This window comes from Bacillus sp. FSL K6-0069 (assembly GCF_038007785.1).
Lineage (GTDB): Bacteria > Bacillota > Bacilli > Bacillales > Bacillaceae_G > Bacillus_A > Bacillus_A mobilis.
The window spans coordinates 3830743-3842657 of record NZ_JBBOXN010000001.1; the positions used below are offsets into that span (position 1 = coordinate 3830743).

General features: G+C 33.6%; 11 protein-coding genes. 5 read left to right on the top strand and 6 right to left on the bottom strand.

All coding sequences use genetic code 11. The annotated features are described in order from the left end of the window. Nucleotides 1-228 precede the first annotated feature (228 nt). On the bottom strand, nucleotides 229-993 hold the full coding sequence (fadH, locus tag MHB74_RS19535) for a 2,4-dienoyl-CoA reductase (RefSeq protein ID WP_061678289.1): 765 nt from the start codon (nucleotides 991-993) through the stop codon (nucleotides 229-231). Between the two features lie 244 nt (nucleotides 994-1237). Between fadH and MHB74_RS19540 the strand changes: the two genes are divergently transcribed. Together MHB74_RS19540 and MHB74_RS19545 are read left to right on the top strand one after the other, a co-directional pair. Further along, complete coding sequence (locus MHB74_RS19540) at nucleotides 1238-2098, top strand: metallophosphoesterase (RefSeq protein WP_061678290.1); 861 nt, start codon at nucleotides 1238-1240, stop codon at nucleotides 2096-2098. Nucleotides 2099-2192: 94 nt separating this feature from the next. Further along, the gene (locus MHB74_RS19545; protein ID WP_061678291.1) at nucleotides 2193-2429 is read left to right on the top strand and encodes a hypothetical protein; all 237 of its coding nucleotides are present in this window, start codon (nucleotides 2193-2195) and stop codon (nucleotides 2427-2429) included. A gap of 175 nt (nucleotides 2430-2604) precedes the next feature. Here MHB74_RS19545 and MHB74_RS19550 read toward each other — a convergent pair whose 3' ends face one another. After that, complete coding sequence (locus tag MHB74_RS19550) at nucleotides 2605-4713, bottom strand: polyphosphate kinase (RefSeq protein WP_061678292.1); 2109 nt, start codon at nucleotides 4711-4713, stop codon at nucleotides 2605-2607. 107 nt (nucleotides 4714-4820) lie between these two features. Next, the gene (ppx, locus tag MHB74_RS19555) at nucleotides 4821-6359 is read right to left on the bottom strand and encodes an exopolyphosphatase (protein ID WP_061678293.1); all 1539 of its coding nucleotides are present in this window, start codon (nucleotides 6357-6359) and stop codon (nucleotides 4821-4823) included. 177 nt (nucleotides 6360-6536) lie between these two features. Here ppx and MHB74_RS19560 point away from each other — a divergent pair, with 177 nt between their 5' ends. Beyond that, a complete protein-coding gene (locus MHB74_RS19560) occupies nucleotides 6537-6995 on the top strand; it encodes a YkyB family protein (protein ID WP_000804861.1) in 459 nt (152 codons plus the stop codon). A gap of 31 nt (nucleotides 6996-7026) precedes the next feature. Here MHB74_RS19560 and MHB74_RS19565 read toward each other — a convergent pair whose 3' ends face one another. Both MHB74_RS19565 and MHB74_RS19570 read right to left on the bottom strand, forming a co-directional pair. After that, nucleotides 7027-7689: a YkyA family protein gene (locus MHB74_RS19565; RefSeq protein ID WP_061678294.1), complete on the bottom strand. Its 663-nt coding sequence runs from the start codon at nucleotides 7687-7689 to the stop codon at nucleotides 7027-7029. A 659-nt stretch (nucleotides 7690-8348) separates the two neighbouring features. Next, nucleotides 8349-8990, bottom strand: coding sequence for a diguanylate cyclase domain-containing protein (locus tag MHB74_RS19570; protein WP_061678295.1), 642 nt, complete (start codon nucleotides 8988-8990; stop codon nucleotides 8349-8351). A gap of 164 nt (nucleotides 8991-9154) precedes the next feature. Here MHB74_RS19570 and MHB74_RS19575 point away from each other — a divergent pair, with 164 nt between their 5' ends. After that, complete coding sequence (locus MHB74_RS19575; RefSeq protein ID WP_061678296.1) at nucleotides 9155-9388, top strand: phage holin; 234 nt, start codon at nucleotides 9155-9157, stop codon at nucleotides 9386-9388. A gap of 32 nt (nucleotides 9389-9420) precedes the next feature. Here MHB74_RS19575 and MHB74_RS19580 read toward each other — a convergent pair whose 3' ends face one another. Then, nucleotides 9421-9921, bottom strand: coding sequence for a hypothetical protein (locus tag MHB74_RS19580; protein WP_061678297.1), 501 nt, complete (start codon nucleotides 9919-9921; stop codon nucleotides 9421-9423). Nucleotides 9922-10342: 421 nt separating this feature from the next. Here MHB74_RS19580 and MHB74_RS19585 point away from each other — a divergent pair, with 421 nt between their 5' ends. After that, a complete protein-coding gene (locus tag MHB74_RS19585) occupies nucleotides 10343-11890 on the top strand; it encodes an MDR family MFS transporter (RefSeq protein WP_061678298.1) in 1548 nt (515 codons plus the stop codon). Nucleotides 11891-11915 lie beyond the last annotated feature (25 nt).

Below are 11915 nucleotides of genomic sequence, written 5' to 3' on the forward strand. Positions count from 1 at the left end.
AAATTATAACATGATATTTACGGAAAAATAATAAAAAATCCCTTCAGTTTTCCTGAAGGGATTAGAGGGGTAAAATGCTAAGGGGAATTAGCAATTCTACTATGAAGAAAAAAGAGGTCTTAAATATAACGTATATATGACCTCTTGTAAACACCTTTCTTTCATATGTCACAATTCCGTCACATTTAACCGTAGAAAAATGAATCAACATTCATTTTCTCATCCCTTTTAAAATGGATATTGATGTAAATGTTGTCCTCCATCCATTGTCATGCAAGTTCCATTTATGTACGCAGCTTCATCTGAACATAAATAATAAGCTAAACCTGCGATTTCTTCTGGCGTACCCAGCCTTCCAAGCGGAACACTTTGTATCGTACGCTTAGCCATTTCTTCTGAAATCCATAATTTATCAGCACCGCCCGTACGTTCAATTGGTCCTGGTGCGATAGCATTTACTCGTATTCCATATTTACGTCCCCACTCAACAGCAAGCGTCTTCGTCATTGCTAATACTCCAGCCTTCGCTGCAGCCGAATGAATAACTCCTGGACCTGCATCCCATGCATATGTTGCTACCATGTTAATGATATTCCCTTTTATCCCTTTTTCAATCCAATATTTTCCGACAGCCTGGCTACAGTAAAATGTACCATTTAACACAATATTAATGACCGAATTCCAGCCATTTACGGATAAATCTTCTGCTGGACAAATAAAGTTTCCAGCTGCATTATTTATTAAAATATCAATTCGGCCAAACTTCTCATCAATCTGTTCAATCATTTTCTGAATATCGTCCGTACTCCTTACATCCATTTGTACAGGTAATATTTGTCCTGGAAATTGTTCAATTTCCAACTTTGTTTCCTCTAGTTTTTCCTTTGTACGTCCTGTAATAACAACTCGTGCCCCTTCTTTTGCAAAACGAATTGCCATTCCTTTTCCCATTCCGCTTGATCCACCTGTTATAATAACTACCTTTTCTTTCACATACATCCCCTCCAAAAAATGAATACACATTCATTTTATCATTTTATTTGATAGAAATCTTTATATTTTTAAACTTTTCTGATATTTTAACGTAAAGAGGTTTCTTTTCATTTGTTTATTTCGTAATCTATACTACTTTTTTATTATTTAAAATATATTTTAAATAAACTGAAAGGAGATTTGAGTAACCTGCAAATGTAACAAACATATGTAATATAAGTCAAATAGGTATACTCATATTTTTATGAAGAAAATTACAAGAAGAGATTTTTTAAAAGTTGGCATGCGCACTTGTCTATATTCATTTATAACCACTAGTATCGGATACTATTACGCTAAATATATTGAGCCTCATTTACTCGCTTTGACAGAACATACACTTACATCACAGCTCATACCAAAAAGTTTTCATGGTATGAAGATTCTTCAATTTAGCGATTTACATCTTGGATACTATTTCTCTCTCCAACATTTATCTCAAATCGTTTCTAAAATTAATGATGTAAAGCCAGATATTGTTCTTTTTACTGGTGATCTCATTGATAATTATCAAACATATACTGACACTCCTTTCGTTGCATCTATTTTAAAAAATATACAAGCACCCTTCGGTAAATTTTCTATTTATGGTAACCACGATCACGGTGGATATGGGACGGAATACTACGAGCACATCATGCGTGAATCTGGATTTGAACTATTACTAAATAGCGAAAAGAAAATTCGTCTACTGGATAATAGTGAAATCTCCATTTTCGGGCTCGATGATATACTACTAGGTAAACCAAAAATAGAGGCGACACTACAGCACGCAAGGGAACACACTTATAACATTGTTCTTGTTCACGAGCCAGATATTGCACCTCAAATAGCGAAGTATCCAGTTAACTTGCAACTTTCTGGTCATAGCCATGGCGGACAAGTACAAATTCCTTTTGTAGGCGCTATTATTACCCCATCACTTGCTAAAAACTATGTTGAGGGCTTCTATACGATTCAAGATTTAGCTCTCTATGTCAATCGAGGCCTTGGAAGAACACGTGTCCCATTCCGATTTATGTCAAAACCTGAAATTACGATTTTCACGCTCCAACATTCGCAATAATTCGCCTATTTTCTTACATATCCTTTCTTGTACGCGCTCATCCACGTTTCATTTACCATATGATAAAAGTGAGTCCAATAAAGGAGGTTTGTTCATGTATCCATATTATCAACCAATCCCAGTCCGTTCAGCACCTATTGGTCCAGTAGGCGACTCACGCTTCTTTCCGTTTTTTGGCGTCCCATTTCTAGCTGGCATTGCTGGTGGACTGCTCGGCGGAGCATTGGCTTTCGGTCCTAGACCGTATTACCCACCATATCCACCACCTTTCCCACCGCCAACACCTTTCCCTTGTTATGGTGGACCTTGTCAACAACCATACTATTATTAATGTACTGTAACAATTCTACCAATGTTATTCCCTCTCTTGACTAATCTATAATCTATTAACATGCTTACAATAAAAACTATTCTCTCTACAGATTCTTCTATTTAGAGAACGTATAATAAGTAGAGAACAAAGTAAAAAAACCTCTTTTTTTAAGAGGTTTTTTTCTTTGTTCTCATTATTCAGCATCCGTGTTTTGATACGCCATCTTAAACAACTTCACTTGGCTATCAATTTCTTCTGTACTACTATTAATAACATAATAATAATCACCAGTTTTATTTTGTTCACGCGTTTTCACATTATCAGCTAATGTAAGCTGTAAAATCGCCTTAATTCTCGCCTTCATTTCAATATCTAATATCGGGAAAGATATTTCTACTCGCTTTTCCATATTTCGCGTCATCCAATCAGCTGAAGATAAATATATCTTTTCCTCTCCATTATGATGGAAATAATAAATTCGGCTATGTTCTAAATATCTCCCGACAACACTAACTACCCGAATATTTTCACTTACATTTGGAATACCAGGCCTTAAACAACATGTTCCTCGAACGATGAGCTCTACCTTCACTCCAGCTTGTGATGCTTCATACATTTTTTTTATTAATGGCTTATCTGTTAATGAATTCATCTTAGCAATAATATATCCATTTCCATATTGCCTATGATAACGAATTTCTTCATCTATTAAATCCATAAATTGCTCTCTTATATCAAATGGTGCAACCGATAAATGATGAAAATGTGGCTTTGTTGTATAACCACTCAAATAATTAAAGAAATTTGTTGCATCGACCCCAAAGTCTTTTCGTGATGTAATATACCCGAAATCAGTATATAACTTTGCTGTTGCGTCATTATAATTCCCAGTCCCAAGATGTACGAACCTTTCAATTTTTCCGTTTTTTCTTCTTACAACTAGTGTAATTTTACTATGTGTTTTCAAATGACTTACACCGTAAATAACGTGACAGCCTGCCTTTTCTAATTCTTTAGCCCAATGCACATTATTTTCTTCATCGAATCTTGCCTTTAACTCAACTAATACCGTCACTTGCTTTCCTTTTTCAGCCGCTACTTTTAGCGCCTGAATAATCGGCGAATCCCCACTTACTCGATATAATGTTTGTTTGATCGCAAGTACATTCGGATCGTCTGCCGCATCACGGACAAAATCAACTACTGGCTGAAACGATTCAAAGGGATGATGTAATAAAATATCATGCTCAATTGCTTTTTCAAATACATCTTCCGCATCCCCTAAGTCTTGAGGTCTTTGCGGAATAAGAGCCGGATATACTAAATGTTCATATAAAGGAGCTAGTTTTTTATATAAAGAAAATAGACATGTTAAATCTAGCGGTCCATCCATTATATACACATCTTCATCTTTTACTTCCAACACCTCATATAATAATGCTAATACTCTTTCATCAATATGCTCTTTGCCAACTTCTAAACGTACAGCAGCTCCCCACTTACGCTTCTTTAATTCTTTTTCAATTACCTTTAATAAATCCCTCGCACCTTCTTCATGAATTGTTAAATCCGCATTGCGTGTAATACGGAAACGAGTAACAGATGATACATTATATCCTGTAAATAATTTATGAGTAAAACCACTAATTACATCTTCTAATAAAATAAATTTATGCTTTTGTCCTTCACTCGGTAAAAATATGAAACGTTCAAGTAATGAAGGAACTTGTACAATTCCTAACTTTGTACGGTTTTCCTCCTCCACTTGTTTCTCATCATATAAAAGAGTAGCTAAATTCAAACTTTTATTTAATAACATTGGAAATGGACGATATGCATCTATAGCTACAGGTGTTAAGACTGGGAAAATTTGCTCATCAAAATACTCTTCTATAAATTCTCTCTGTTCCTTCGTCAAATCATGGAATGTTAAACGCTCAATTCCTTCTATCTCCAGCGCTGGTAACACATAATTTTTAAACGTATTATATTGTACAGTCATTAATTCATGGGCCTTTATCGCAATTTTGTTTAATTGCTTTTTTGGTGTTAAGCCAGCCTTATTTTCTGGTTGGTTAAACCCAGCACTCACTTGATCCTTCAATCCTGCCACGCGTACCATAAAGAATTCATCTAAATTTGAGCTGAAAATGCTAATAAACTTTAATCTTTCCAAGAGCGGATTCGTTTCATCCTGTGCTTCTTGCAGTACACGTTCATTAAATGCTAACCAACTTAATTCTCGATTATTGTAATAAGCTGTATCATTTAAATTAACTATATTCCCCTTCAACATTTCCATCCTCTTCACACTTCCCTTGAAACTTTTTTACTATAATTTAGTTACTTTCATTTTAGCAAATTACAATATTCCAAAGTGTTAATTTTTTGTAAAGACATCCGTACAACCTAACAGTTTGATTCGAAGGATAAGTGAATAGTCGTTTTCAACACTCTTTCCAGCTGCTTTTTTTGCTTTTCAGCTTGCACTTTTTCCGCTAATACCGATTGCTCACATACAATTGTAAATGTTAATCCCTCTTTACTATCTGTTATAGATATCGATTCAACAAGCGATCTTTGCCTTATATTTAGAGCTGCTGAAAATTGTAAAACAGCCCCTAATAGACGAATTTTTTTTTGTTCATTTTTATCGAACCATCCTTCAAATGGGGACAAGTGTTGTTTAAATAACATTTTTGATTTATAAGACGCAATAAGCGCTAATCTAACTCGCTCTTTATGCATCATGCCATCGATTGTTTTATTCGCTAATAAATAAAACGTATGTAAGCGGCTCGCTTCTTCGTCTATATATTTACCTATATTAAATACTTTCGCCGCTTGATGGAATACTTCCCAGTCTTTTTCTGACATAGAAATTAGCCCTGTTTCCTCAAGCTGTTGACAAATCAATCTTCCATGTTTAATAAGCTGAATTACAAATTCCATATCCATTTCATATTCATGTGATAATAAATGCAGACTTTCTTCGACTACGTTCGGATAATATGAAATCCCCAAATCTTTTGTCAACTCTTCATAGAAAACACCTTCTCGTAACCCTTTTCTACTTAATACAAATGCCGGTGCCTCTATAACGTTAACAAGCGTATGAAAAACTTCGACTGCTGGAATAATTGTATCTGCTCGATCTTTTGCCAATCCTTCCAATTTTTGAAGTTCTATGAACGACAATGCTTCCAATTCTTCTTTCACATTTTTAATATCTTCTTCTTTCATTTTATATAAATGTACCCCTGCTATAGGATAACAAATTAAATTTTGATGGATTTTCACTAAGTTCCTCGCACTACCACCAATTGCAATAAGAGGCAATTTCTTATCAATTAACCATGGTAATGTTCGAAATTGATATTCTAAGTACGTTTGAATCTTTTCTAACTCGTCTTCAGTAGGTATATCATCTTTAATAAATTGTTGCTTTAAAGAAAGTGCTCCAAAAGGAAAGCTATGGTACTCTAAAATTTCTCTATTTCGAAAGTATGTAACTTCCGTACTTCCTCCACCAATATCTACTGTAACTCCTTCAGAGAACGAAGTTGAATTCATAACTGCTAAATAGCCGTAACGTGCTTCCTCATATTCTGATAATACTCTAAGAGTAAAGTCTGTTTCTCCTTCAACAAGCTTTTTAATAGCCTCTTGATTCTCAGCCTGTCTAATTGTTGCTGTTGCAACACAAAGTACATGATGCAACTGGTGGAATCGTGTACTTTCTTGAAATTGAAATAATGTTTGTAGCAATACCTCTATTCCTTCTTCAATCAACACACCATCGATTAAGTAATTCCTTAACCGAGCAACTACTTTCGTATTTTCAATCTCCTTATAAAAACCACCGTTTTGCTTTTCATAAATAACTAAACGCATTGTATTAGATCCAATATCTATAATGGCATATTGCTGTTTTAATATTTCTTTCAAACTTCTCACTCTTTCATTATCAAATTTCTAAAGCACATTCTATTACTATTATACAAAATAGTTGTTTTTTGTAACAATATTGCTTTAATATTGAAAATATATACAATCACTTTTTGCATATAATAAAAATCTATTTTATTTATGTTATAATAATGAAAAATTGAAAGGAGATTCCATATGAAACCTTCACAACCACAATCTCAATTACAAAACCAACATTCTATTAATCGACTAGCCCAATCTATTTTCGTTGTGAATCGTCATGCTAAAGCTGCAACTAACCCGAAGTATTTATATTGGTTAAAAAAGACGGCTTTAGAACGCTTAATTGCTGAAAAAAAAGCTATTAAAGAAGGATTACATTTTTCTAGAAATCCACGCTTTAGCCAACAACAATCGGATGTTCTTATCCGTTTAGGTGATTATTTTTTCCATATTCCTCCTACAAAAGAAGATTTTCGAATCCTACCACATCTTGGTCATCTTGAATCCTCCTATCGAAACCCGAAAACAAACTTATCTTTAACAGTAGCAAAAAAGACACTTCAAGATTATATTGGTCCTGAAGCACTGAAACAAGAGAAAAAATTAAGTGAACCTGTCCCATGGTATAGTCGTACTTATACAAAAAAATAAAACAGTTTGGCCAATTGTAGGCCAAACTGTTTTATTTTTTCTCTTCTTTAATTTTAATATTTGCTTGTTTATAAAAAGCTATTTTTTCTGTATTATAAGTTTTCGTAAATTCATTAAACTTGTCTTTTTCTGATTCAATATCTTTATAAGATTGATTTACTACTTTTACTTTTTCACTAATATCTTTTAATTTTGTACCTTTATCTTGTAGCATTGTATATAATTCTTTTTCTTGTTTTAACGATTTACTATAGCTATCATACATTTTGTTAAACGAGTCATGACGTTTCTCATACGTGCTTTTCACTTTATCCGCTTGATCTTTCAATTTCTTATCTTCAATTTTCTTCACATACTTATCTGCTGATTTCACTTCTTCTTGTGCCTTATTTAAAGATTCTTTTTCTTTTGTAAGCACTTTTTCTCGTTCATCTGTATTTTTCACTGCTTGATTCAGTTTTTCCTTAACAGTTTGATTATTATCTTTTCCCTCTTGAACAATCTGGTTATATAATTCTTGTCCCTCTTTCTCTAAAGTTTCAAGTTTTTTTGCATCTTCAAACATTGTTTTTTCTTGCTTTGCAGCATTTTCAAACGAAACATATAATTCCTCTTCTGGTTTCGGCCCAAAACAACCGGCTAATAAAGTCATTGATAATGCAGTTACAATTGCTAATTTACTATACTTCAACATCTTTTCCTCCTACTTATATACGATCATCGTGTAAAAAGCTATGAAAATTATATACCCTTCTATAAACTCCACACTCGCACCTTTTTTACGAAAATCATTGATATTATTTATTAATACTTGTCAAATTGTATTGCTTGAAATTACATTTTACGTCTTTGAACTCAATAGCAATTTCGTATCCATCTTTACATATACTTTTACTTGGCACTTTTTAAAACTTGTTCATACTATGTATTACATAAAAGTACAACGGAATTCATCACAGCCATAATAATTTGAAGAACAACAGTAATAATTCACCTGATAAAAGATGTTCGTTGTTCTCTCACGTCTATCATTCTATCATTCCCTTTCCGCTTTCTATCAAATAATTTCTTTGTTCATTTTACACAGTTTAAATGCTACCTTGCAACAACTTACAATTATTCTTATTATCCCCTAAAAAGGAAAAGTGTAGAGCATGCTTTCCTCTACACTTTTAAAATGAAACACATTGTGCAAAATGCATTGACACATCCATCATAATTATATGCTTATTCCATATATTTTTAAAGACTTTTATTACAATAAAAGTTCTTTTTGTAATAAAAGTCAAAAAAATGTTACATTTAAAACTTCTTCATATCATATTTCTTCAAATCAAAGTTTCACTCATTTTCTTACAAATCCCTATGTTGGTACAATTGATTTTGTGCCTTTCTTAACAATTCTTCAAAAGTTTTTCCTTCTATTGGATAACTAGCAGCTCCAAATAATAAGGTTATACTTAACAAGCCATTTTCTATTTCGCTTTCAATACTTCTCATTAATCGGTTTGTTATTGTCGACTTTTCATGTCCGTTATCAATCGCCACAATAACATACTTATTTTCATCCCACTTCGTAACGACATCTCCTTTACGAATTGTCTTTACAATCGTATTTTCCAATTTTTGTACTAGCACCTCCAATTTTTTTTCTTGCACTGTTTCTTTTAGTCCTTTCCATTCTTTCACAGAAAGAATGTACACTGTAATATGATGAGAATCCCGCTCTGATAAAGCAGCTACTTTCTCAAAGAAATCAACTACAAAATCATTACTTGCCATTCCTCCTACTTCCGTATCCAGACGCCCACTCGCTCTTTTATCATACCAATGTCCAAAATAATAGCTGAGTATCATTTGCAATATATAAATAATAAAGACGGTATAAAATGATCGCGAATCCAGTTTTGTAATCACATCCTGAAGCGCAATCCATTCTGTAACTGCCACTGTATTCCCAAGTAATAATCCACTAATTTTCCCTTTATGTTTCATACTTTCCCTCCCTTCTATACCAATATATGTTTCTATAACAATTATGTTTTTCTACAAAATAAAAAATGTACATATTGAGTGTACATTTCCGCTTAAGCTTGTCTACCATTTCTATTCCATTTCATATATATACTATATATCGTTTTTAGGAAGAGGTGATCTGTATGCTACAAAAAGAAAATCTATCAGATATTATACGTTTACTAGCAGGCTTTCTATTATCATTAAAATTACTGTTTAATTCTTTCGGAGTGAACTTTATTACAAACGATCAAATAGACGCTATTGTAAATGTTGCTTCCTTTCTTTTCATCCTATATTTTGGTTATACAAATAATTATGTAGGAAAAAAAGGAATCGAGCAAAAAAAAGTACTCAAAAAACACAACCTTCATTAAAAAAGGGAACCTTTCGTACAGGTTCCTTTTTATCATTGCCGCACTACAACTTCATTTGTTTGCAGTGGACCATATGATACTCCTTTATATTGAAATGTATATGTAGCCTGAAATAATGCGTTTTTAAGTGCTTTATCTTTATTTGCTTTTATTTTACAAATTAGTTGTACCTTCTCATTTGGTAACAAATTATCAATCCGCCATCTTACAAGCTGGAACAGGAACTCACTCATCCCCTTATCAGCCTTTAATGAGTTTGGAATATAGGCAAAATAATCTCGAATCATATGACTTACTACAACTCGTGAAATCATTTCCATTCCTTTATTTTCAACTTCCATTCGAATAATAAGTATGTCATTTACATCATAGGTCAGTTCATATGAAAATTTTTCTTTATACATACTACGGATTTGCAATGTAACTGCTACATTAGGACATTCGTTTTCCTTTTTTGAGCCATCAATCCATAACACCGGTTGTAGCGGTATTGAACGCCTTCCTTGATCCGAAATTCGTTTCCATATTTTCATAATAATATTCACCCCATTTCAGATGCATCATATCCATACGACCTTATTCTGCCTCTCTACACCATATTAATAAAGCTTGTTACAAACGATATATAGTTATTACTCTTCCTTTTATCCTATTCGACAATGTAAAGAAAAAACCATTTTTCCTCTGTTCACAGACGGTATTCTTACTGAAATATTTTTTTACAATTTCCTTCATTGACTTTATACCAATATTAAGTATTACTCACTCTTTCACAGTCCATACAACAGAATATTTTGACGGAAGAAAAAATTTGCCTTTTAGTCAAATTTGACTATAATATTCTTTATGGCTTGTGCACTTGTGTAAATTGATTTGAAAGAACTATACTTTACATTTTTATGCGCTGCACTCAAAACTTCATATAGTTTACTTATTATTAAAGGAGGGTTATATTTGGAATCTCAATTATCAAAAAAAGACTCCAACAATACAAAATTTGTTGTTGCAGGTTTATTACTTGGTATTTTAATGGCGGCAATGGATAATACAATCGTTGCAACAGCAATGGCAACGATTGTTGGAGACCTAGGAGGATTTGACAAGTTCGTTTGGGTCACGTCTGCATATATGGTGGCAACAATGGCAGGGATGCCTATCTTCGGAAAACTTTCTGATATGTACGGACGGAAACGCTTTTATATTGGTGGTCTCATTCTTTTCTTATTCGGTTCTGCACTTTGCGGAACCGCATCTAGTATCGAGCAACTAAGTATTTATAGAGCAATTCAAGGAATCGGTGGCGGTGCTCTTATGCCTATCGCCTTCACAATTATGTACGATATATTCCCACCAGAAAAGCGAGGAAAAATGACAGGGCTATTCGGTGCGGTTTTCGGGACATCTAGTGTATTCGGTCCTTTATTAGGTGCTTATATTACAGACTATATAAGTTGGCATTGGGTCTTCTATATTAATATTCCATTAGGACTTATCTCCTTCTTCTTCATTACTAAATACTACAGTGAATCTCTAGAATTTAGAAAACAAAAAATCGATTGGGCCGGCGCTATTACACTTGTTATTAGTATCGTATGCTTAATGTTTGCCTTAGAACTTGGCGGTAAAGAATATGCATGGAATTCCACTGTAATTATCGGTTTATTTACAACAGTTGTTATTATGCTTATTATTTTCTTCTTCGTAGAACGAAAAGCAACTGAACCTATCATTTCTTTCCATCTATTTAAAAAGCCTTTATTCGCAGCTAGCCAAGGCGTTGCCTTTTTCTATGGTGCCGCTTTTATTATCTGTACTGTTTATATCCCAATCTTCGTTCAAGGTGTTCTCGGTGGTTCAGCCTCAAATGCTGGATTAATTTTAACACCTATGATGGTTGGCTCTGTAATTGGAAGTCAAACAGGTGGACAGTTAGCTTCTCGAACAAGTTATCGTAATATCATGGTGGTATCTGGTGTTTTCTTCGTAATTGGTATTTATTTACTAAGCACGTTAACAATGGATACACCTCGTCTACTTGTAACGCTATTTATGGTTCTCACTGGACTTGGAGTTGGTTTCTCGTTCTCAGTTTTAAGTATGTCTTCTATCCACAAGTTAGAAATGCGAGACCGTGGTTCTGCTACATCAACAAACTCATTCTTCCGTTCACTCGGTATGACTCTTGGTGTAACAATTTTTGGTACCATTCAAAATCATACTTTTACGGATAAACTAAACACTGTATTCCCTCCTGAACTAGCAAAATTAGCTCCAAAAGGTGGAGACACAAGTTTCTTATTATCACAAGGTGCTACCGAGAAAATACCAGCTGAAATATTAACTGGTATTAAAGAGGCTCTAGCAACATCTATTGCCAGCACATTCTTCTGGGCACTTATCCCCGCTGTACTAAGTATTATTTGTATTTTACTTATGGGAAATGAACGCCTCTTTACAGGTCCAAAAACGAAACAAAAACAAAAACAAAAGCAAGTAAGTTAATATAGAGAAAAGAAACGGCATATCC

Coding starts and splice junctions, on each gene's coding strand:
- MHB74_RS19545 (WP_061678291.1), top strand. CDS start 2,193: ATGTATCCATATTATCAACCAATCCCAGTCCGTTCAGCACCTATTGGT.
- MHB74_RS19580 (WP_061678297.1), bottom strand. CDS start 9,921: ATGAAAATATGGAAACGAATTTCGGATCAAGGAAGGCGTTCAATACCG.
- MHB74_RS19550 (WP_061678292.1), bottom strand. CDS start 4,713: ATGGAAATGTTGAAGGGGAATATAGTTAATTTAAATGATACAGCTTAT.
- MHB74_RS19560 (WP_000804861.1), top strand. CDS start 6,537: ATGAAACCTTCACAACCACAATCTCAATTACAAAACCAACATTCTATT.
- MHB74_RS19565 (WP_061678294.1), bottom strand. CDS start 7,689: ATGTTGAAGTATAGTAAATTAGCAATTGTAACTGCATTATCAATGACT.
- MHB74_RS19575 (WP_061678296.1), top strand. CDS start 9,155: ATGCTACAAAAAGAAAATCTATCAGATATTATACGTTTACTAGCAGGC.
- MHB74_RS19540 (WP_061678290.1), top strand. CDS start 1,238: ATGAAGAAAATTACAAGAAGAGATTTTTTAAAAGTTGGCATGCGCACT.
- MHB74_RS19570 (WP_061678295.1), bottom strand. CDS start 8,990: ATGAAACATAAAGGGAAAATTAGTGGATTATTACTTGGGAATACAGTG.